Origin of the sequence: Rugamonas sp. DEMB1 (genome assembly GCF_029834475.1) — a bacterium.
Taxonomy (GTDB): Bacteria; Pseudomonadota; Gammaproteobacteria; order Burkholderiales; family Burkholderiaceae_D; genus Rugamonas; species Rugamonas rubra.
In genome coordinates, this window is sequence record NZ_CP122407.1 from 3552099 (window position 1) to 3573908 (window position 21810).

The following is a 21810-nucleotide window of genomic DNA, read 5'->3' on the forward strand; positions in this document are numbered from 1 at the left end:
TCGGGCAGCGGGCGCGGCGCGCCGCGCAGGTCGGTGTTCGCCTCCTCGATGCGCAGATGGGCGGCGATGGCGTCGCGCAGCATCTGCCAACGCGCGGCGTAATGGACCGGAAAGGCATCGAACTGGCTGCGGTAGGCGTCGCGGCAGATGCGCGCGATCAAACCATCCAGATCCAGCATGGCCTCGGACGGAACCAAAGGCGTTCGCATGAGTCTGACAAATTTGACGGTGAACAGGGTATCGAGCGTATCGGCAAGCTCGGCGGGCACCTTGTTGCCATGTTGCTGGATGTGCGCTGTGACATGCTCAAACAACTCGCCATAGTCCATGGCATCAAGCTTGCCAAAACTTCCACTGAAAGCGTTCACTGTTGTACTCCTCGGCGCTGCCGCCTGAGTTGGATTGGAGGTGGTCGGACTACTCACGCGAGGTAGTCTAGCACACGAGTTTAGCGCTGTTTCGAACTAAATCAAACTGTTCTAAACCATGTCAAACTAGTCGTAACAAGCCAACAGGTCTTCGCAACATGCCACCGCCCGACCAACAGATGGACGCCCTTTGCCGCTTGGTCGACCGGTTCGCCCGCGCGCAGGACAACCATCAGGCCCTGGCCTACGCCTGCCTGACGATCTGCTGGCTGGACTCCAGCCGCTACGCGCACGCCGTCAACGCGCCGGGCCTGCACGAGCATGCGGCGCGCGGCGGCGCGGCGCAAATCGAGGCGGCCTTCGAGGACTTGGACGACGGCCGCTTCGCCCTGATGCGGCGCATGCCGGCCGCCATGCTGTACTGGCTGGCCCGGCGCGCCGCCAGCGTGCCGCTGGACGCGCCGCACACCTACGCCGAAACCATCTATTCGGGCGACGTGTTCGCCTATCCCATCGAGCGGCGCCTGGCCAGGGAACTCGGCTTTCCCGACTGCTGGCGCAAGGTGTATCTCGCCCCGCAATCGCACAGTGGTTGCCAGCGCGCCCGCGTGGCCCAGCAGGGGCTGTCGCAACAGCGCTTCACGCCGGGCTGGTATGTCATCCCGGACTCGCCCGACCAGAACCAGGGCAGCCGCAAGGTGGAGATCGTCGGCGTCGACGGCAGGCTGCGCGCCGACCTGCACGCCATACGCCGGCGCGGCAACATCCGTATCTATCTGGCCGAGTTCAGCTCGCCGCCCGTCTTCCTGCCCCAACCGGCGCGGCAGGACCACGTGCTACTGGACCGCGCTGGGCCTGGCCAACGAGACGGCCATCGTCGACGAGGCGCTGGCCCACCTGCGGCGCGCCCAGGCGATGGACGCCGACGTGCTGCTGTTTCCCGAACTGACCATCAGCCGCCGGGTGCGCGAGTCGCTCGCCGACGAGTTGGCCAGATCGAACGCCTATACGGCGCTCGCCCTGGTCATCGCCGGCTCCTTCCACGAACGGCTGCGCGCGTCCAACCAGGCGCGCAATGTGACCTACGCGCTGGACCGCTTCGGCGACCCGGTGAAGGTGCTGGCCGAGCACAACTCGCGCCAGGCGTGGTGCCACGTCAAGCAGAATCCGGTGACGATCAGCGACGGCGACGGACGCCTCCTGCTGCGCGAGAACCTGCGCCCTGGCAGCCTCGTCACATTGCTGCACACCCCGCTCGGCCTGCAAAGCATCGTCACCTGCCTCGACCTGGCGCAGGCGGCGGTGGCCAGCGCCCTGCGCCTGGAGTTCCTGCCGCAAAGCTTGCTCTGGGTGCCCAGCATGAGCCCCGGCGTCTCCGCCCACCTCAGCCACGCCAAGAATTTACAACTCAACCACAACACCATCGTCGCCTGCGCCAACCAGGCGCGCGCCCAGCTCACCGCGCAATACCCGATTGCCGACAAGGCCGGCCAAAGCTTCGTCCTCAGCGGCGCCGGCCAACCTGCCAGCACAACGGCCGGACACGGCGTGGCCCGCCTGTTCGATGTTGCGCTGTAGCGTGCCGCCAAGCCACGCCGCGCCGCGCCCGTCCGGCACAAGTCAGCTCAGCGCTTGGGCGCGCGCCGCAACAGCAGCTTGACCTGGTCGTTGGCCTCCTTCAGCGCCGGCGCCGCCCTCTGCCTACCCAGCAACACCGACTCCATGGCGCCGCGCATCACCTCGTCGATCTCGGCCGAGTTTTCCGCCACCGGCACCAGGAAGGTCTTCTCCTTGGCCATCTGCAGGAAGGCCGAGGCGTCCACGCCGGTCTTGCGCTGCACCGCCGCCACCGCCTTCTCTGCCATGCCCTTGATCGCCGGGAAGGTCACGCCATAGCCGGCGACGATGCCTTGGCAATCGCTCGAGGCCAGGTATTTGACCCATTGCCAGGCCTCCTCCTTGACCTTGGAGCCGACCCAGATCGAGTCGGCCACGCCGTTGAGCATGCTGGCGCGCCGGCCGATGGGGCCGCGCGGCAGGGGCAGCCAGGCGTTGTCGAACTTGGCGTTGGCGGCGAAATAGGTGATCATCCACGAGCCCTGCGGCACCATCGCCGCCTTGCCGGCGATGAACATCGCGTCCGCGCCCATGCTGCGGGTGTATTGGTAGGGGGCAGACAAGCCCTTGCCGGCCAAGCCGGCCAACCAGTCTATGGTCTCGGCCAGGCGCGGATCGTCGTAGTGGAAGTTGGCCGACCAGGGCTGGTCCTGGTAGCTGAAGCCGTTGCTGACGGCGAAATGGCTCCACTCGGTCTGGCCGAGCATGCCGCCGTTGCCGGGATTCTGGTAGCCGTAGACGGCCACGGCGCGCTTGTCGAAGGCGGCGCTGGCGGCGTTGTTGCCCTTGCCGTCCAGCGTCAGGCGCCGCGCGATCCGCTCGAAGCTGCCGCCGTCCTTGGGGTTCCAGTCCATCTCGCGCAACTCGGCCAGTGTCACGCCGGCCTTGCGGGCGTGCGCCAGGTTGACGATCAAGCCTATCGTGTCGAGGGTCACTTGGGCATGCCGAACTGCTTGCCGTTGCGGCCCCACACTTCCAACAGGCCGGGCGCGTAGATCGCCGGGTCCAGCTTGTCGCGCCGCATGTAGGGGGTCAGGTCGACCAGCAGGTCGTTCTTGACGAACTCGGTCGACTTGGCCAGGTGGTTGATGAACACATCGGGCGCCGTGTCGGAGATGAAGCCCATCGACACGGCGGTCCAATAGTCGTCCCAGCCGAACTGGGTGATCTTCACCGTGGTGCCGGGATGCTTGGCGCTGAAATCGGCGGCGCACTGGCGGTAGGCCGGCGCCTGCATCGAATCCCACAACAGGTATTTGACCTCGGCGGCGCCGGCGCTGCCGGCCACGCAGGCGGCGGCGATCAAGGCGCAGATCACTTTTGGCACGTATTTGCCCACGGATTGGGACACGGATTTTGGCATACGGTTTCTCCTGATAGGCGGGCAATGGCCGCGCTTTGGCGCCATCACTTGCCGCCGCTGAACTGGACCGACTCGACCACGCGGCGGCCAAAACCGACCAGCAGCAGTATCGTCGGCAACACGGCGATGGTGGCGGCGGCCATCAAGCCGGTCCAGTCCGGCTGGCCCTGCGGCGTCTGCGCCTTGAAGGTCTGCAAGGCCACCGGCAGTACCTGCAAGGCCTCGTCGCGCGCGACCAGATAGGGCCAGAAGAACTCGTTCCACATGTTGATGCCGGTGAGCATGGCGATGGTCGCCAGCGGCGTCACCGACAAGGGCAGCACGATGCGGAAGAACACGTACAGGTGGCCGGCGCCGTCGAGCACGGCGGCCTCCTCCAGATCGCGCGGGATGGAGAGGAAGAACTGGCGCAGGAAAAACATCGAGAAGCCCTGCATCAAGCAAAACGGCGCCACCATGCCGGCCATCGTGTTGAGCCAACCGAGCTCCTTCATCAGCACGAAATTGGGGATGAAGGTGACCACGCCGGGCACCATCATCGAGGCGACGAACAGGGCGAACAAGGTGCTGCGGCCGGGAAAGCGCAGCCGCGCGAAGGCATAGGCGGCCATCGCCGAGCTGCTGATCTGCAACACGACGACGATGCCGGTGAACAGCAGCGAGTTGCCCAGCGCGCGGGCGAAATTGATGTCGGCGCCGGAACCGCCCAGCTTCAGGCTGTCGTCCTTGCTCAACAGGCCGAGCACGCGCTGGAAGTTGGCCAGCGTGGCGTCGACCGGCAACAGGCTGGCCGAATGCTCGAACAACGCGGCGTGCGGCATCAGCGCCGTCTTCACCACGAACCACAGCGGCAGCAAGGTGACCAGCAGCATCGTGCCGAGCGCGCCCCAGGCGGCCAGGCGGCCGGGCGACGGCAGGCGGCGCCCCGCCCGCAGGGAGGAAACAGGATTCGTCATGGCGGCTCCGGAAATGGTGGGTTGCAGTGGCGACGGCGTCATGCCAGGTCGCTCTCGTTGGCTTGCAGGATGCGCATCTGCAGCACCGTGTACAGCAGCATCGCCAGCGCCAGCACCATCGACATGGCCGAGGCGTAGCCCATCTTGTAGAAGCTGAAGGCGCTCTGCACGATGTAGTGGACGATCACGCGGGTCGAGTCCAGCGGGCCGCCGTTGGTGGTGACGGCGATGGTGTCGAAGATCTGGAACGAGCCGGTGACGCTGGTGACCAGCACGAACACCATCACCGGGCGTAGCAGCGGCAAGGTGATCTTGCGGAACATTTGCCATTCGGTGGCGCCTTCCAGCGCCGCCGCCTCATATAGATAGCGCGGAATGTTTTGCAAACCGGCCAGGAACAGCATGGCGACCAACCCCATGTGGCGCCACACGTTGACCCCGGCCACCGTCAGCATGGCCTCGTCGACGTCGCCGAAAAAGGCCTGCCGCTCGAAGCCCAGCGTGGCCACCGCGTGGTTCACCAGGCCCAGCACCGGGTCGAGCATCCACAGCCAGACCATCGCCACCAGCACGTTCGACAGTAAATAGGGCAGCAACACCACCGACTTGACGAACAGCGACTTGGTCAGCCGGTCCATCGCCACGGCCAGGCCCAGGCCCAGGCCGGTTTGCAGCGGTATGTTCAACACCACATACCAGCCGGCCAGGCGCATGCCGTTCCAAAATTTGCCGTCATGCAGCAACGCGACGTAGTTGTCGAAACCGATGTAGGTCGGTTCGCGCAGCAGGTTCCAGTCGGTGAAGCTGATCTGCAGGGCACGCAGGGTCGGCAAGGCATAGAACAGGGCGAAGCCGATGAAGGCCGGCAGCACCAGCCCCCAGGCGGACAGGGTTTCGGCGCGGCGGCTCTGGCTGAGGCAATGCCGGGCGCGCGCCGGGGCGGCGGCGGACGGCAGCGGGGGGAGCTGGCTCAAGGGTGTCTCCTGTTGAACTTGTTTTTTGTGGGCATGTGGAACCGGCTCGGGCGTCTTCGCGACCTGGGCAAACCGAAGGGTTATCTTCCGTCTGGCAAGAATAGTAGTGTCGAACCACGCAAAACGCAATCGTTTGCAAAACTATTTTGCAAATATTAACGTCGATGATTTACCGCGTTGCCGGAAACCGACACGTTGGCCCCGCTCCGCCACTGCACCGCTAGCCATGCGGCCTGAGCCGTCCATATGGCACTCCTCCACCTTGTTGCGGATATCAGAAAAATATTGTCGAGAAATTGAAAACCATTTTGCAACCGATTGCATGTTGGTGCTAATATTTGCACGCTCCACGCCGACCGATGCACTCTTTCCGGAACCGAACACTATGGCAAGCGTCACACTCCACTCCATCAACAAGGCCTATGGCGCCGCCGCGCCCGTCCTCAAGGACGTCAACTTCGACATCGCCGACGGCGAGTTCTGCGTCTTCATCGGCCCCTCCGGCTGCGGCAAGTCGACGCTGCTGCGCTCGATCGCCGGGCTGGAGGAAATCACCAGCGGCAAGCTCGACATCGGCGGCCAGGACATGACCAACACGCCGCCGGCCAAGCGCGGCGTGGCGATGGTGTTCCAAAGCTACGCCCTGTTCCCCCACATGACGGTGCGCGAAAACCTGGCCTTCGGCCTGACCCTCAACAAGGTCGACAAGGCCGTCATCGCGCAGAAGGTGGCCGAGGCCGCGCGCATCCTGCAACTCGACACCCTGCTCGAGCGCAAGCCCAAGGCCTGTCGGGCGGCCAGCGCCAGCGCGTGGCGATCGGCCGCGCCATCGTGCGCGAGCCCGGCGTGTTCCTGTTCGACGAGCCGCTGTCGAATCTGGACGCCGCCCTGCGCGCCCAGACCCGCTTCGAGATCGCCAAGCTGCACCGCGACTTCGGCCGCGCCAGCGCCGTCTACGTGACCCACGACCAGGTCGAGGCGATGACCCTGGCCGACCGCATCCTGCTGCTGCACAGCGGCGAGGACACGGCGCGCCACGGCAGCGTGGCGCAGAGCGGCTCGCCGCTGGAGCTGTACCACCGGCCGCGCAGCAAGTTTGTCGCCGGCTTCATCGGCTCGCCGAAGATGAACTTCCTGCCCGGCCGCCTGGAGCAATGCGGCCCCGGCCGCGCCCTGGTGCGGCTGGACGACTGCGGCACGCTGCTGGCCGCCGACGTCGACGCCAACCACCTGGCCATCGGCGCCGCCGTCACGCTGGGCATCCGCCCCGAGCACGCCCACGCCGGCAGCGACGTGCAGCACGTCGCGCGCGAGGTGCAGTGGCAGGAGCGGCTGGGCGACGCCACCTATCTGTACCTGGATGCCGGCGCCGGCCGCCCGCCGATGGTGATCAAGGCCGACGGCCGCGCCTGCGCCCTGCCCGGCCACCGCCTGCCGGTCGCCCTGCCGCCGCAGCAGATGCACTTGTTCGACGCCGACGGCTGGGCCGCGCCGCGCAGCGTCGACGTGACCGACGAGCCGCTCGCGCTGGCCTGAGCCGGCACGGCGCGACACAACGCGACGCGACACCGCGGCAAGCACGATCCCGCGCCGGCGCCCGAAGCCGGCCGGCACACCACCATAACGATTCGGAGACCGCATGACGAACCATCCGCCGCTGCCGAGCAGCCCCGCCCAATTCATCAGCCTGCACGGCAAGGAAGCCTCGCTGGTGCTGGAGGTCCACGCCGACGAGGCGCCGCTGTGGCGCTACTGGGGTCCGCGCCTACCGGACCAGTGCCAGCCCGGCTGGCCGCTGCGCGAGACGCGGCCGCTGCCCTCCTTCAATCTGGACTTCGACCAGCCGTTGACGCTGGCGCCCACCTTCGGCGTCGGCTGGTTCGGCCAGAGCGCGCTGTTGGCCCACCGCGACGGCGCCGACTTCGCCCAGGCCATCACCCATTGCGAGGTGGAGTGGCTCGCGCCCGGCCGCGCCGTGCGCCTGCACCTGTTCGACGACGTGGCGCAGCTGCGCCTGTCCGTCAAGCTCAGCCTGGACCCGCACAGCGACGTGCTGCTGATGTCGTCCGAGCTGCAGAACCGGGGCGGCGAGCCGCTCGACGTGCAGTGGCTGGCGGCCGGCACGCTGCCGCTGCCGGAGACGGCGCTGGCGGTGCGCAGCTACGCCGGCCAACACAACCACGAGTTCCTGCTGCAGGTCGAGCCGCTGGCGCGCGGCACCTGGCGCCGCGAGAACCGCCGTGGCCGCACCTCGCACGACTGCTTCCCAGGCGCCGTGATCACCACCGCCGCCACCACCGAGCACGGCGGCCTGACCTACGCCGCCCACCTGGCCTGGTCGGGCAACCACCAACAAAGCATCGAGTGGCTGCACGACGGTAAATACCAGTGGCAGTTGGGCGAATGGCTGGCGCCCGGCGAATGCCGCCTGGCGCCCGGCCAAACGCTGCAGTCGCCGGAAATCGTCGCCACCCTGTCGCGCCACGGCCTGAACGGCGTGGCCGCCAACTTCCACGCCGAGCTGCGCGCCCGCCTGCCGTGGCAGGGCGGCGCGATGAAGCCGCGCCCGGTGCACCTGAACACCTGGGAGGGCTTCTACTTCGACCACGACCTGGCCCGGCTCAAGGACTTGGCCGACAGCGCCGCCGCCGTCGGCATCGAACGCTTCGTGCTCGACGACGGCTGGTTCCACGGCCGCCACCACGACCGCGCCGCGCTCGGCGACTGGTGGCCCGACGCCGGCAAATACCCGGACGGGCTGCAACCGCTGGCCCGGCACGTGGTCGACCTGGGCATGGAGTTCGGCCTGTGGTTCGAGCCGGAGATGGTCAACCCGGACAGCGAACTGCACCGCGCCCATCCCGACTGGGCGCTGCAACTGGCCGGCCGGCCGGTGCTCACCGCGCGCAACCAGCTGGTGCTCGACATCTCCCGTCCCGAGGTGGCGCAATACCTGTTCGAGCAGATGGACGCGCTGCTGCGCGCGCTGCCGATCAGCTACATCAAGTGGGACCACAACCGCGACCTGACCAGCGCCGGCGGCCGCGACGGCAAGGCGGCCTACCGCGCCCAGGTCGGCGCCGTCTACGCGCTGATGGCCAGGCTGCGCGCCGCCCATCCGGCGCTGGAGATCGAAAGCTGCTCCGGCGGCGGCGGCCGCATCGACTTCGCCGTGCTGCGCCACAGCCACCGCGTGTGGACCAGCGACTGCATCGACGCCATGTCGCGCGTCGCCATCCAGCGCGGCTTCCTGCAGTTCTTCCCGCCCGAGATCATGGGCTCGCACATCGGCACTGCGCCGGCCCACTCCACCGGGCGCAGCCAGGCTATGGCCTTCCGTGGCGCCGTCGCCCTGCCCGGCCACCTAGGCGTGGAATTCGACCTGCGCCTGCTCGAGGCGCAGCAGCGCGACGAGCTGCAGGGCTGGATCGCGCTGTACAAACAATGGCGCGGCCTGCTGCACGGCGGCCGCGTTTGGCAGGGCGAGGCCGGCGACGGCGTGCTGTGGCAGCTGCACGGCGACGGCGACGGAGACGGCGCCGATTTTCTGCTGCTGTGCTACCGCTGCCAGCCGAGCGCGCTGCGCTACCAGCGCCCGGCCAAGCTGCCGATGCTCGACAGCGGCGCGCGCTACGCGCTGTCGCTGGTGACGCCGGCCGGCCTGCCGCCACAGGCGCTGTACAACGGCAGCGCGCCCTTCTTCGAGGCGCTGCGCCAGCCAGGCCAGGTGGAGCTCGACGGCGCCTGGCTGGCCGAGGAGGGCCTGCCGCTGCCGCGCGCTATGGCCGAAACCGCCTTCATCGTCCGCCTGCAACGCCTGCCACTGGAAAGCGTATGAACCAATTCGACCCGGCCGACCATTCGCACCGCCGCCGCAACCCGCTGACCGGACAATGGGTGCTGGTCTCGCCGCACCGCGCCAAGCGGCCCTGGCAGGGCCAGCAGGAGAGCGTCGCCGTGCCGCCCGCCGTGGCGCACGATCCGCACTGCTACCTCTGCGCCGGCAACCCGCGCGTCAACGGCGAGCGCAACCCCGACTACCCGGCCACCTTCGTCTTCGACAACGACTTCGCCGCGCTGATGGCGGACGTGCCGCCGCCGGCCGACGGCGCCGAGCCGCTGTTCGAGCTGGCCCCGGCGCGCGGCGTGAGCCGCGTCATCTGCTATTCGCCGGACCACAGCCGCACACTGCCGCAGCTGTCGACGGCGCAGGTGCGCGCCGTCGTCGACACCTGGGCCGGGCAGTCGGCCGAACTGGGCCGGCGCTGGCGCTGGGTGCAGGTGTTCGAGAACAAGGGCGCGCTGATGGGCTGTTCGAATCCCCATCCGCACGGCCAGATCTGGGCCTGCGATTTCCTCCCCAACGAGGCGCAGACCGAGGACGCGCACCAGCGCGCCTACCACGCCGCCCACGGCCGGCCGCTGCTGCTCGACCTCGCCGCCGCCGAGGAGCGCGCCGGCGAGCGCGTCGTGGTGCGCACCGCGCACTGGCTGGCGGTGGTGCCGTTCTGGGCCACCTGGCCGTTCGAAACGCTGCTGCTGCCGCGCTTCCCGGTGCAGCGCATGGAGCAGCTCGACGCCGCCCAGCGCGACGACCTGGCGCTGGCCCTGCGCGAGCTGACCGCCCGCTACGACAACTTGTTCGAGTGCTCCTTCCCCTACTCGATGGGCTGGCACGGCGCGCCCTACGACGTGCAAGAGGCCGCGCGCGACCCGGCGCCGTGGCAGCTGCACGCCCACTTCTACCCGCCCCTGCTGCGCTCGGCGACGGTGCGCAAGTTCATGGTCGGCTTCGAGATGCTGGCCGAGTCGCAGCGCGACCTGACGCCGGAACAAGCGGCCGAGCGCCTGCGCGCGCTGCCCGCCCGCCACCACCTGGAATCCTGACACCATGCCACTGCCCTTGCACCAAACCCAGCTCCAGCAACGCCTCCTGAACAGCTTCGCGGCGGCCTTCGGCGGCGCGCCCGCCGTGGTCGCCCGCGCGCCCGGCCGGGTCAACCTGATCGGCGAGCACACCGACTACAACGACGGCTTCGTGCTGCCCTGCGCCGTCAACTTCGACACCCTGGTCGCCGCCTCGCCGCGCGGCGACGGCCAGGTGCGCGTGGTGGCCGCCGACTTCGCCGACGCCACCGACCGGTTCGCGCTGGACGGCGCCATCGCCCGCCACCCGCAGGGCGGCTGGCCCGACTACGTGCGCGGCGTGCTCGCCATGCTGCGCGGCGCCGGCCTGCCGGCCGACGGCGTCGACATCGCCGTCGCCGGCAACGTGCCGCAGGGCGCCGGCCTGTCCTCCTCGGCCTCGCTGGAGGTGGCGCTGGCCGTCGCCCTGCGCGCCCTGTTCCGCCTCGACCACCTGGGCAACGCCGACCTGGCCTTGCTGGCGCAGCGCGCCGAGAACGAGTTCGTCGGCTGCAACTGCGGCATCATGGACCAGCTGATCTCGGCCGCCGGCGTGGCCGGCCACGCCCTGCTGATCGACTGCCGCTCGCTGGCCACCACACCGGTGGCGCTGCCGGCCGACGCCGCCGTGATGATCGTCGAGTCGCGCGTGCGGCGCGGCCTGGTCGACAGCGAATACAACCTGCGCCGCCAGCAGTGCGAAAGCGCCGCCCGCCAATCCGGCGTGGCGAAACTGCGCGACGCGACCCTGGCCACGCTGGAAGCGGCCGCGCCGCCGCTGGCTCCCCTGATCCTGCGCCGGGGCCGCCACATCGTCACCGAGAACGCCCGCACCCTGCAGGCCGCCGAGGCGCTGGCCGGCGGCGACATGCGCCGCATGGGCGAGTTGATGGCGGCATCGCACGCCTCGATGCGCGACGACTTCGCCATCACCGTGCCGGCCATCGACGGCCTGGTGGCGCTGCTGCAGCGGGCCATCGGCACGCAGGGCGGCGCGCGCATGACCGGCGGCGGCTTCGGCGGCTGCGTGGTGGCGCTGCTGCCGGCGGCGGCCGTGGCCGCAGTGCGCGAACAGGTGCTGGCCGAGTACCGCTCGCCCGAGAGCGAGGCGGCCATCGTCCACGTCTGCTACCCGGCCGCCGGCGCCGGCCTGCTCGATACCGGCCAGTGCGCCAGCGACCGGCCGGCGGAGCGGGCGCCATGAGCCCGCCCCCCGCCTTGCAAGGCAAGCGGCGCCGCGCCACCACCATGACCGACGTGGCCAAGGCGGCCGGCGTGTCGCAGTCGACCGTGTCGATGGTGCTCAACAACGTGAGCGGCTCGCGGCTGGCGGCGGAGACGCGCTCGCGCGTGCTGGCGGCGGCGCTCGAGCTGGGCTACAACCTGCCGCGCCAGGAGGCCGCCGCGCCCGAAACGGCGCCGAAGAAGCGCGTCATCGCCTACCTGGTCGACGAGATCTCCACCAGCCCGCACCCGGTGGTCAGCCTGGACGGCGCGCGCGACGCCGCCTGGCAGCGCGGCTACACGGTGCAGCTGGCCGTCACGCGCGGCAAACCGGAGCAGGAGGCCGCCAGCATCGCCGCGATGCAGGAGCACCCCGGCCTGCTCGGCTGGATCTACTCGACCATCTTCACCCGCCAGGTGCAGGTGCCGGCCGCGCTGTTGACGCTGCCCACGGTGCTGCTCAACTGCCACTAACCGGCGCGCAAGCTGCCGGCGGTGGTGCCGGGCGAGCTGGCCGGCGGCCACACCGCCACCGAGTACCTGATCGGCATGGGCCACACACGCATCGGCTTCATCAACGGCGAGCCGTGGATGGAGGCGGCGCAGGGCCGCTTCAAGGGCTACCGCCGGGCGCTGGCCTCGGCCGACCTGCCGTTCGACCCGGCGCTGGTGCGCGACGGCGACTGGATGTCCGGCAGCGGCTTCGACGGCACCCTGTCGCTGATGCGCGAGGCGCGCCCGCCAACCGCCATCTTCTGCGCCAACGACCTGATGGCGCTCGGCGCGTTGGAGGCGGTCAAGCAGCTCGGCCTGCGGGTGCCGCAGGACGTCTCGGTGATGGGCTACGACGACCAGGAGATCTCGCGCCACACCCATCCGCCGCTCACCACCATGGTGCTGCCCAACTACGACATGGGCTACGCCGCCGTCGAGGCGCTGATCGAGCTGGCCGAATCGGCCACGCCGCTGGCCGCGCCGCGCCGCATCCTGATCAAGACCGAATGCCCGCTGATCCGCCGCGACAGCGTGCAGCAGCTGCGGCAAGCTTAGCGCCCCGACCGGCATGTGCGCCGACTGCCGGCACTGGAAGAGCGGCGCTCCCGACGACCATATTTGAACAGCGATTTGAACAGCGAGGTGAATGAATGCACCACAGAGTATTGGGCAAGAGCGGACTCCGACTGGCCGAAGTCGGCTACGGCGCCTGGGGCATCGGCAACAGCTCCTGGCTGGGCGCCGACGACGCCGATTCGATGCGGGCGCTGCACCGGGCCATGGACCTGGGCGTCAACTTCATCGACACGGCACTGGTCTACGGCGACGGCGCCAGCGAGCGGCTGGTCGGCACCGCCGTGCGCTCGCCGCGCAACGTCGAACGCAACTGCGCGTTGGCCGACGGCCGGCCCTTGTCGGCGGCGCAGCCGGCCATCCTGGCCCAGCACCGCTGGGTGCGCAACTTCTACCAGTGAGCCTGCGATGAACGATCTCCGACGCGCCGGCAACGGCAACGCCAACGCCAACGCCAACATCCCGCCGGCCCTGAAGCGCCGCCCGCAGATGGAGGACATCGCCAAGCTGGCCGGCGTGGCCACCTCGACGGTGTCGCGCGCCCTCGCCGGCAGCCCGTTGGTCAACCCCAAGACGCGCGACCGCATCGTCGAGCTGGCGCGCCACCTGAACTACGCCGTCAACGTCGGCGCGCAGAACCTGCGACTGGGCCAGAACAAGGTGGTGGCGGTGGTGGTGCCCTACGACCCGGCCAGCCGCCAGCACCTGTCCGATCCCTTCTTCCTGGCGCTGATCGGCGGCATCGCCGACGCGCTGACCGAGAGCGGCCACGAGATGCTGCTGTCGCGCGTGCCGGCCAGCGACCTGGAGCAGGCCGCCTACGCTGTCGAAAGCGGCCGGGCGATCGGCCTGATCCTGGTCGGCCAGTGGCACCACCACGACCAGCTGAACACCATGTTCATGCGCGGCGTGCCCTTCGTGGTGTGGGGCGCCCACCTCGAGCAGCAGCTGTACTGCACCGTCGGCAGCGACAATGTGCTGGGCGGCGAGCTGGCCACCGCCCACCTGCTGCGGCGCGGCCGCCGCCGCGTCGCCTTCGTCGGCGACACCGGGCTGCCCGAGGTGGCGCAGCGCCACCAGGGCTATCTGCGCGCCCACGCCGGCGCCGGCCTGGCGGCCGATCCGGCGCTGCTGTGCCCCAGCCCCTTCGTGGCCGAGGTGATCGGCGGCGACGTCGGCCGCCTGCTCGCCGCCCACGCCGGCATCGACGGCGTGTTCGCCGCCAGCGACGTGGCGGCGATGGCCGCCATCCACGCCCTGCACCAGGCCGGCAGGTCGGTGCCGGACCAGGTGGCGGTGGTCGGCTACGACGACATCGACAGCGCCGCCTTCTGCCACCCGGCGCTGACCACCGTGCGGCAACCGCTCGACATCGCCGGCAAGGCGCTGGTGGACAGCCTGTTCAAGATCCTCGGCGGCCAGCGCGCCGCGCCGGTGCAGCTGCACACCGCCCTGCTGCAGCGCGCCTCCGCCTGAACGCGGCAAGCGGCGCGACCGCAGTGCTTGGGCGGCAGTCGGCTAGCGCTGCCGCCCAATAGAGGCCAGCGACCAGACGTGCAGGTCGATGTCGAACGGCGCGCGCGTATGGCGCGCCCTTCGGCTGGACGCTAGGGTACAGTTCTTTGGCATCTGCACGCACCTAGGCCAGGGAAAGGATGACGGCAGGCCATATTATGCCGCGCATGTTGCGCATTTCACGAGTCCCGTGTGGCCGATCGTCCAACCGCTGGCCTTCGCCGCCAGCGCGGCCCTCTTGGCCCATTCGTCCATTGGATCACTGGCGACTTCTTCGAATTCAAAGAACGCGCGGCAGTCATGGGACTCGCAAACGAGCATGAATTCACAGAACAGCATTTCTTCGAGCAGGTTGTTCATTCTTGCGACGGCTTTCTAAACATGGGATACAAAAAGACTCTGTGAGGATCAAACCGCCTGTGCAAGGGGCGCCGGTTCCGTTGAATAGCGCGTGGGGGATTGCGCGCCAGGCATGAGGGAAACATGCCCGGCGCCGTGACAACCAAAAACTTTTACTTAGGGATGCTGCATTGGGCATCTTTGAATGAGCCCAGTTGCGGTTGCACCACCCAGCCGCTGCCCATATAGGCATTGGCACATACGCGCTCGCCGGTCACCCGGCTTTGATACCACTGGTACGGCGCCGGACCGGCAAAAGCGCTGGCGGTGCAGGCCGCTGCCAGCAGACCTGCAATGATGAGTTTCACTTTCATCTTTTCTCCACGTAGAAATGGCCCCACGGCCATGGAAATAATATCCTACAATAAATATTTCAAATTGGCTACTTTTTCCCATTTGATATCGACACTGCTTGCGGGACCGGACTCCGCTCAAGGTGCGGCGAATCGTTTGCCGCGGCGCCGGCCAAAATACGAAAAAAGCCCCTGAAAATCAAGGGCTTGGTCGTTTGAACCGGCGGGTCCGGCGTTATGCCGCCGGACCGGAAATCATTCCCACTCGATCATCAACGAGCAAAAAATTCACCAATAAATCAAAAACTTAGCAAAGCTGCCGGAGTACGATGCCATGCAAATACCATGCGCACGCGGCTCAGGCCAAAGCCGCCTGACGTAACACGTCTTCGGCCCATTGATTTAGGCTCTTTCCGTGGGCGGCGGCAGCGATTGTCGCCGCCTCATGTATGGAAGGGTCGACCCGCAGAGAGAACTTGCCGGAAAATTGTTTGCGCGGTTCGACGCCGTCTTCGGCGCACGCGTCGAGAAAAATCTTCAGTGAAATCCCGCCTTCTCTTTGCAATCCTTTGACATCCTTGGCGTAGAAATCCGCCCCGCCATTCAGCCCAAGAAATTCCCCCCGGAACATCTGAATGTCGGAATCGAATGTAATCAAGGCATGGTAGCCGCCAATGGTCATCGTATTTTGCATATTCATGGCTTAACTCCTTGATCCTCGAACCATTTTCGGATGGACACCAACGCTCCCTTATCCGTCACCGGTTCCGGATGTGGCCGGTGAAACACGCGCCGCTCGCCAAACAAGCGCACCAGAACGCGCGGGAATTAACTCCAACGTACGTTGGTGCTTGCGTCTCATCGCACAATGGTAGCAGAAAATGGTATCAATCCATGCTCCGATAAGGGCTAAAGCTGGTTTCACGCCTACATTCGAGCAAAACGAAGCTTTCGGCGCGCAGCACAGCGGCGTGCCACTGGTGCGCGCCGTTGGGGCCGGACTCAGCTCAAGGTGCGGCGAATCGTTTGCCGCGGCGCCGGCCAAAATACGAAAAAAGCCCCTGAAAATCAAGGGCTTGGTCGTTTGAACCGGCGGGTCCGGCGTTATGCCGCCGGACCGGAAATCATTCCCACTCGATGGTCGCCGGCGGCTTGCCGCTGATGTCGTAGACCACCCGGTTGATGCCGCGCACCTCGTTGATGATGCGGTTCGACACCTTGCCCAGCAGCGCGTGCGGCAGGTGCGCCCAGTGCGCCGTCATGAAGTCCTGGGTCTGCACGGCGCGCAGCGCCACCACGTACTCGTAGGTGCGGCCGTCGCCCATCACGCCGACCGACTTGACCGGCAGGAACACGGCGAAGGCTTGGCTGGTCGCCTCGTACCAGTTGAGCGGAATCTGCTCGTGGTCGACGGCCTGGCCGGCGACGAACTCGTAGGGGGTGTTGCGCAGCTCTTCGATGAAGATCGCGTCGGCGCGGCGCAGCAGGTCGGCGAAGTCCTTCTTCACCTCGCCGAGGATGCGCACGCCCAGGCCCGGGCCGGGGAACGGATGGCGGTAGACCATGTCGTGCGGCAGGCCCAGGGCCACGCCCAGCTTGCGCACCTCGTCCTTGAACAGCTCGCGCAGCGGCTCGAGCAGCTTCAGCTTCATCGTCTCGGGCAGGCCACCGACGTTGTGGTGGCTCTTGATGGTCTGGCCCTTCTTGCCCTTGCCGGCCGACTCGATCACGTCCGGGTAGATGGTGCCCTGGGCCAGCCACTTGGCGTTGACCAGCTTGCCCGATTCGACCTGGAACACTTCGACGAACTCGCGGCCGATGATCTTGCGCTTCTGCTCGGGATCGCTGACGCCGGCCAGGTGGCCCATGAACTGCTCTTCGGCGTCGACGCGGATGACCTTGACGCCGAGGTTCTTGGCGAACATGTCCATCACCATCTTGCCCTCGTCCAGGCGCAGCAGGCCGTGGTCGACGAAGACGCAGGTCAGCTGGTCGCCGATGGCGCGGTGGATCAGCGCGGCGGCCACCGACGAGTCGACACCGCCGGACAGGCCGAGGATGACGTCGTCGCTGCCGACCTGGGCGCGGATCTTCTCGACCGCCTCGGAGATGTAGTCGGGCATGTTCCAGTCCGACTTGCAACCGCAGATCTCGTGCACGAAGCGGCCCAGCATGGCCTTGCCCTGCTGGGTGTGGGTCACTTCCGGATGGAACTGCAGGGCGTAGAAGCGGCGCGCCTCGTCGGCCATGGCGGCGATCGGGCAGCTCGGCGTGTCGCCCATCAGCACGAAGCCGGGCGGCAGCTCGGTGACCTTGTCGCCGTGGCTCATCCATACTTTCAGCATGCCGTGGCCCTCGTCGGTGACGAAGTCGTTGATGCCGTCGAGCAGCTTGGTGTGGCTGCGGGCGCGCATCTCGGCGTAGCCGAATTCGCGCACCAGGCCGTTCTCGGTCTTGCCGCCCAGCTGGGCCGCCATGGTTTGCATGCCGTAGCAGATGCCCAGCACCGGCACCCCCAGCTCGAACACGGCCTGCGGCGCGCGCGGCGCGTCGCCTTCCAAGGTCGAGCTGTGGCTGCCCGACAGGATCACGCCGGCGGCGCCGTAGTTGCGCACGAACTCGTCGCTGACGTCGTAGGGGAACACTTCGGAGAACACGCCGGAGTCGCGCACGCGGCGGGCGATCAGCTGGGTGACTTGGGAGCCGAAATCGAGGATGAGGATTTTAGAGTGCATGGGTTGGATGCTTTAAAAATGATGATGTCGCTGCGGAATAGCCGGCCCGCCGCAGACATGGCGCGGGCCGCGCTGTTGGCGGGACCGCAACGGTCCGCGCCGCAAAACTGGCCACGCCGGCGGCGCGAAGGCGCCGCCGGCGTGCTGCCAAGGCTTAGTCGCCGGAACGGTAGTTCGGCGCTTCCTTGGTGATTTGCACGTCGTGGACGTGCGATTCGCGCATGCCGGCCGAGGTGATCTCGACGAACTCGGCTTTTTCGCGCAGCTCGTCGATGGTGGCGCAACCGCAGTAGCCCATCGATTGGCGCACGCCGCCGACCAGCTGGAAGATGATCGCCAGCACGCTGCCCTTGTAGGCGACGCGGCCTTCGATACCCTCGGGCACGAACTTGTCGGCCTTCATGGTGGCGTCCTGGAAGTAGCGGTCGGCCGAGCCGTCCGACATCGCGCCCAGCGAACCCATGCCGCGGTAGGACTTGTAGCTGCGGCCCTGGTACAGGATGACCTCGCCCGGCGCCTCTTCGGTGCCGGCGAACATCGAACCCATCATCACGGTCGAGGCGCCGGCGGCCAGGGCGTTGGAGATGTCGCCCGAGAAGCGGATGCCGCCGTCGGCGATGCAGGGCACGCCGGTGCCGGCCAGCGCCTCGGCGACGTTGGAGATGGCGGTGATCTGCGGCACGCCGACACCGGCGACGATGCGGGTGGTGCAGATCGAGCCGGGGCCGATGCCGACCTTGACCGCGTCGGCGCCGTGCTCGACCAGCGCCAGGGCGGCGGCGGCGGTGGCGATGTTGCCGCCGATGACGTCAACGTGGGGGAACTTGGTCTTGATCCATTTGACGCGGTCGAGGATGCCCTGCGAGTGGCCGTGGGCGGTGTCGACCACCAGCACGTCGACGCCGGCGGCGACCAGCAGCTCGATGCGCTCTTCATCCTTGGCGCCAACGCCGACGGCGGCGCCGACCAGCAGCTTGCCCTGCGAATCCTTGGACGCCAGCGGGTGCTCGGTCGACTTCTGGATGTCCTTGACGGTGATCAGGCCGCGCAGCTCGAAGGCCTCGTTGACCACCAGCACGCGCTCGAGGCGGTGCTTGTTCATCAGACGCTTGGCTTCGACCGTGTCGGCGCCCTCCATCACGTAGACCAGCTTCTCGCGCGGGGTCATCTTGGCGCGGGCTTCGGCGTCGAGTTCCTGTTCGAAACGCAGGTCGCGGTTGGTGATGATGCCGACCACGACCTTGCCTTCGACCACGGGGAAGCCGGAGATGCCATACTGTTCGGTCAGCTTGATGACGTCGCGGATCTTCATCTCTGGCGGGATGGTGATCGGGTCGCGCAGCACGCCGGCCTCGAAACGTTTGACGCGGGCTACTTCACGGGCCTGGTCTTTCGGGTTCAGATTCTTGTGGATGATGCCGATGCCACCCTCTTGCGCCATGGCGATCGCCAGACGGGCTTCGGTGACGGTATCCATCGCTGCGGACAGCAGGGGGATGTTCAACGAAATGTTGCGGGTCAGGCGAGTTTTGAGGGACGTATCGACAGGCAGAACATTCGAGTACGCTGGGACGAGGAGCACATCATCGAAGGTGAGTGCTTTTTGAAGTAGACGCATAGCATTTCCTATTGGCGCAAAAGCAGATTATACAGAAAATCTAGGGCGCCGTCCTTGCATCTTGGAAAAATCTGCCCCGCAGGCCGCATGGCGATTGACACTCGCTGCGAATCATGGCGAAATCGCAGACAGGCAACGCCCCCTTCCTCACGGAAAGCACAGCATGAAACCAGACAGAGCAGCAGGCCCGGCGGCGGCGAGCGCAGCGGCAAAGGCGGCGCCCGCAGCGGCGGCTTCGGCGCGGGCGACGCGGGCGACGCCGGCAACGACGGCCGCGACGGCCACGCCGACGCCGACGCCATTGGCCCGGCCGCGCGCGGCGGCGTGGCTGGCCGGCGCCCTGCTGCTGGCGGCCTGCGGCCAAGCGGCGGCGCAGTATGTGTGGATCGACGACAAGGGGGTCAAGCAACTGTCGGACCGTCCGCCGCCGCCGTCGGTGCCGCAGAAGCGCATCCTGAAGGCGCCCGGCAAGGACAAGCTCAATCCTGCCGCCGACACAGCCGGCGAGAACGGCGCCGACGGCGACAACCCGGCCGGCGCCGCCGAGGCGCCCGCCGCCAAACCGGCGCCGACGCTGGGCGAACGCAACGCCGCCTACAACAAGCGCAAGGCGGAGGCGGCGCTGGCGGCGCAACAGGCCGGCGAGGACAGCGCCCGCAAGGCCGAGATCGCCGCCAACTGCGAGAACGCCCGCAACAACCAGCGCGCCCTCGATCAAGGCGTGCGCATGAGCACCTACGACAAGAACGGCGTACGCGGCTTCATGAGCGAGGCCGAACGGGCCGAGTCGGCGAAGAAAAACAAGCAGGTGCTGGCGCAGTGCCAATAGGCAGCAGGCGCGGTATCGCGCTTTACTGCTGCGGCGCGCGCCGATTGCCTCTATGATATGGCAATCGACCAACAATTCATTCCAGGCATGACCAAGACTCAGCAAACCAAGAGCCGCGCCAGCGGCCGCGTGACCCTCGCCGCCGTGGCCCAGCTGGCCGGCGTGGCGACGATGACGGCCTCGCGCGCCATCACCCAGCCCGACCTGGTGTCGGAAACGCTGCGCACCCGCGTCGAACAGGCCGTGGCCGAGCTCGGCTATGTGCCCAACCGCGCCGCCCGCGCCCTCGCCTCCGCCGAGTCCAAGGTCATCGCCGTGCTGGTGCCGTCGCTGTCGAACGCGGTGTTCACCGAGGTGCTGGCCGGCATCCAGGACGCCCTCGACGCCGACAACTACCAGATCCTGATCGGCAACACGCGCTACTCCGACGCCGAGGAGGAGAAGCTGCTCGGCATCTACCTGCAGTCGAATCCGGACGGCATCCTGTTGTCCGGCCTGAACCACAGCCCGCGCGTGCAACAGATGCTGACCTCGTCGCGCGTGCCCATCGTCTCGATGATGGACATGTCGACCGACCCGGCCCAGTTGTCGGTCGGCTTTTCGCAGGTGCAGGCCGGCCAGGCGATGACCCGCTACCTGATCGACAAGGGCCACCGCCGCATCGGCTTCATCGGCGCCCAGCTCGACGAGCGCACCCTGAAGCGCGCCGACGGCTACCGCCAGGCGATGCGCGAGGCCGGCCTGGCCGACCCGCAACTGGAGCTGATGGTGCCCGATCCGTCCACCATCGCGCTCGGCGCCGAGCTGGTCGAGCGCATGCTGGCGCAGGCGCCCGACTGCGACGCCGTATTCTGCTGCAACGACGACTTGGCCCACGGCGCCATCTACCAGTGCCAGCGCCTCGGCATCGCCGTGCCGGGCAGGCTGGCCATCTGCGGCTTCAACGACCTGCCCGCCTCGGCCTGGATCAACCCCTCGGTGACCACGGTGGGCACGCCGCGCTACCAGATCGGCTTCGAGGCGGCCAAGCTGCTGCGCGCCGTCATCAAAGGCGAAACGCCGGCGGCGACGCAGATCGACCTGGGCTTCACGCTGATGGCGCGCGAGAGCGCCTGATCTTCGTGGCGAAAGCACAACAGCGGGATTGATATCGCCCAGGCCGCCGGCCCACCCCGGCGGCACTCTCCACCTACCGCCACAGGCGCCAATTCCCCCATGACGGGGCGCACACTGGCGCCGCGCCGCGGGAGCATTCGCGGGCGCCGGCTTGCTGCGCCGCAGCATCGAATCTTCTTTACAAATCCGGGCCACGGACTACACTCCGATCTCTATGTTAGCGCTAACATTGAGCCGTAACAGCAGTACCCGGCAACACAACAGCAACCTCACCAAGATAGCCACGAGACATGAGCACAACAACGAGACAAGCACGCTGGGTCGTCATGGGCGTCAGCGGCTGCGGCAAGAGCGCAATCGGACAGGGCCTGGCCACCGCGCTGGGCGTCGACTTCCTCGAAGGCGACAGCCTGCACAGCGCCGCCAACGTCGCCAAGATGGCCGCCGGCACCCCGCTGACCGACAGCGACCGCGCCGACTGGCTGCTGACCCTGCAACAACGCATCGCCCAGGCGGCGCAGCAGCAACGCGGCCTGGTGCTGTCCTGCTCGGCGCTGAAGCGGCGCTACCGCGACCTGCTACGGGCCGGCGATCCCGGCCTGCGCTTCGCCCACCTGAGCGGAGCGCGCGCGGTCATCGCCGAGCGCATGCAGGCCCGGGTCGGCCACTACATGCCGCCGTCGCTGCTCGACAGCCAGTTGCGCGACCTCGAACCATTGCAGGCCGACGAGGCCGGCGTGTTGCTCGACCTGACCCGCACGCCGCGGCAACTGGTCGCCGACATCCTGCACTCGGCCGCCCAGCCAGCTCGGTCCGCCATCCTATAATCC

21 protein-coding genes and 2 pseudogenes are annotated in these 21810 nt (G+C 67.7%); 13 read left to right on the forward strand and 10 right to left on the reverse strand.

Annotated features, from left to right (window positions below):
* Nucleotides 1-56 precede the first annotated feature (56 nt).
* Both QC826_RS16030 and QC826_RS16035 read left to right on the forward strand, forming a co-directional pair.
* Nucleotides 57-434 carry a hypothetical protein gene (locus QC826_RS16030; protein WP_279761535.1) on the forward strand — a complete coding sequence of 126 codons (378 nt, stop codon included), beginning with the start codon at nt 57-59 and terminating at the stop codon, nt 432-434.
* Between the two features lie 588 nt (nt 435-1022).
* Complete coding sequence (locus tag QC826_RS16035) at nt 1023-1946, forward strand: hypothetical protein (RefSeq protein WP_279761536.1); 924 nt, start codon at nt 1023-1025, stop codon at nt 1944-1946.
* Between the two features lie 47 nt (nt 1947-1993).
* Here the strand turns inward: QC826_RS16035 and QC826_RS16040 are convergent, their stop codons facing one another.
* The 5 genes from QC826_RS16040 to QC826_RS16060 form a co-directional block, all read right to left on the reverse strand.
* Nucleotides 1994-2920 (reverse strand): extracellular solute-binding protein, encoded by a 927-nt coding sequence (locus QC826_RS16040; protein WP_279761537.1) that lies wholly within the window; start codon nt 2918-2920, stop codon nt 1994-1996.
* Nucleotides 2917-3336, reverse strand: a complete 420-nt coding sequence (locus QC826_RS16045; protein WP_279761538.1) for an ABC transporter substrate-binding protein — start codon at nt 3334-3336, stop codon at nt 2917-2919. Before QC826_RS16045 ends, QC826_RS16040 begins: the two co-directional genes overlap by 4 nt.
* Before the next feature lie 56 nt (nt 3337-3392).
* Nucleotides 3393-4304: a carbohydrate ABC transporter permease gene (locus QC826_RS16050; protein WP_279761539.1), complete on the reverse strand. Its 912-nt coding sequence runs from the start codon at nt 4302-4304 to the stop codon at nt 3393-3395.
* A 38-nt stretch (nt 4305-4342) separates the two neighbouring features.
* Nucleotides 4343-5278, reverse strand: coding sequence for a carbohydrate ABC transporter permease (locus QC826_RS16055; RefSeq protein WP_279761540.1), 936 nt, complete (start codon nt 5276-5278; stop codon nt 4343-4345).
* A 141-nt stretch (nt 5279-5419) separates the two neighbouring features.
* Nucleotides 5420-5677, reverse strand: a complete 258-nt coding sequence (locus QC826_RS16060) for a hypothetical protein (protein WP_279761541.1) — start codon at nt 5675-5677, stop codon at nt 5420-5422.
* On the opposite strand from QC826_RS16060, the pseudogene QC826_RS31685 reads away from it, so the two are divergent.
* The 8 genes and pseudogenes from QC826_RS31685 to QC826_RS16095 all read left to right on the forward strand — a co-directional run.
* Nucleotides 5664-6088: pseudogene (locus tag QC826_RS31685) on the forward strand (ABC transporter ATP-binding protein); the annotation flags it as partial. The gene QC826_RS16060 and the pseudogene QC826_RS31685 sit on opposite strands and share 14 nt — an antisense overlap.
* Nucleotides 6089-6814 carry an ABC transporter ATP-binding protein gene (locus QC826_RS31690; protein WP_409567889.1) on the forward strand — a complete coding sequence of 242 codons (726 nt, stop codon included), beginning with the start codon at nt 6089-6091 and terminating at the stop codon, nt 6812-6814.
* A gap of 103 nt (nt 6815-6917) precedes the next feature.
* Nucleotides 6918-9116 carry an alpha-galactosidase gene (locus tag QC826_RS16070; protein WP_279761542.1) on the forward strand — a complete coding sequence of 733 codons (2199 nt, stop codon included), beginning with the start codon at nt 6918-6920 and terminating at the stop codon, nt 9114-9116.
* Nucleotides 9113-10165, forward strand: a complete 1053-nt coding sequence (locus QC826_RS16075) for a UDP-glucose--hexose-1-phosphate uridylyltransferase (protein ID WP_279761543.1) — start codon at nt 9113-9115, stop codon at nt 10163-10165. Before QC826_RS16070 ends, QC826_RS16075 begins: the two co-directional genes overlap by 4 nt.
* 4 nt (nt 10166-10169) lie before the next feature.
* On the forward strand, nt 10170-11387 hold the full coding sequence (galK, locus tag QC826_RS16080; protein WP_279761544.1) for a galactokinase: 1218 nt from the start codon (nt 10170-10172) through the stop codon (nt 11385-11387).
* Between the two features lie 44 nt (nt 11388-11431).
* Nucleotides 11432-12457, forward strand: a pseudogene (locus tag QC826_RS16085) (LacI family DNA-binding transcriptional regulator).
* A 95-nt stretch (nt 12458-12552) separates the two neighbouring features.
* Nucleotides 12553-12876: an aldo/keto reductase gene (locus QC826_RS16090; protein ID WP_279761545.1), complete on the forward strand. Its 324-nt coding sequence runs from the start codon at nt 12553-12555 to the stop codon at nt 12874-12876.
* A 7-nt stretch (nt 12877-12883) separates the two neighbouring features.
* Nucleotides 12884-13951 carry a substrate-binding domain-containing protein gene (locus QC826_RS16095; RefSeq protein WP_279761546.1) on the forward strand — a complete coding sequence of 356 codons (1068 nt, stop codon included), beginning with the start codon at nt 12884-12886 and terminating at the stop codon, nt 13949-13951.
* Between the two features lie 195 nt (nt 13952-14146).
* On the opposite strand, the gene QC826_RS16100 is transcribed toward QC826_RS16095, so the two are convergent.
* The 5 genes from QC826_RS16100 to guaB all read right to left on the reverse strand — a co-directional run bounded on the left by QC826_RS16100 (nt 14147) and on the right by guaB (nt 19035).
* Entirely contained in the window at nt 14147-14350 is a 204-nt protein-coding gene (locus QC826_RS16100) for a hypothetical protein (protein WP_279761547.1), read from the reverse strand.
* Between the two features lie 152 nt (nt 14351-14502).
* Complete coding sequence (locus QC826_RS16105; protein WP_279761548.1) at nt 14503-14703, reverse strand: hypothetical protein; 201 nt, start codon at nt 14701-14703, stop codon at nt 14503-14505.
* Nucleotides 14704-15040: 337 nt separating this feature from the next.
* Complete coding sequence (locus QC826_RS16110; RefSeq protein WP_409567890.1) at nt 15041-15376, reverse strand: type II toxin-antitoxin system HicB family antitoxin; 336 nt, start codon at nt 15374-15376, stop codon at nt 15041-15043.
* A 430-nt stretch (nt 15377-15806) separates the two neighbouring features.
* Nucleotides 15807-17417, reverse strand: coding sequence for a glutamine-hydrolyzing GMP synthase (gene guaA, locus QC826_RS16115; RefSeq protein ID WP_093383583.1), 1611 nt, complete (start codon nt 17415-17417; stop codon nt 15807-15809).
* A gap of 154 nt (nt 17418-17571) precedes the next feature.
* Complete coding sequence (gene guaB / locus QC826_RS16120; RefSeq protein WP_279761550.1) at nt 17572-19035, reverse strand: IMP dehydrogenase; 1464 nt, start codon at nt 19033-19035, stop codon at nt 17572-17574.
* A 163-nt stretch (nt 19036-19198) separates the two neighbouring features.
* Here guaB and QC826_RS16125 point away from each other — a divergent pair, with 163 nt between their 5' ends.
* From QC826_RS16125 to QC826_RS16135, 3 genes are all read left to right on the forward strand, one after another.
* The gene (locus QC826_RS16125; RefSeq protein WP_279761551.1) at nt 19199-19864 is read left to right on the forward strand and encodes a DUF4124 domain-containing protein; all 666 of its coding nucleotides are present in this window, start codon (nt 19199-19201) and stop codon (nt 19862-19864) included.
* Between the two features lie 87 nt (nt 19865-19951).
* Nucleotides 19952-20980, forward strand: a complete 1029-nt coding sequence (locus tag QC826_RS16130) for a LacI family DNA-binding transcriptional regulator (protein WP_279761552.1) — start codon at nt 19952-19954, stop codon at nt 20978-20980.
* 290 nt (nt 20981-21270) lie between these two features.
* Nucleotides 21271-21807 carry a gluconokinase gene (locus tag QC826_RS16135; RefSeq protein WP_279761553.1) on the forward strand — a complete coding sequence of 179 codons (537 nt, stop codon included), beginning with the start codon at nt 21271-21273 and terminating at the stop codon, nt 21805-21807.
* Nucleotides 21808-21810: the final 3 nt, after the last annotated feature.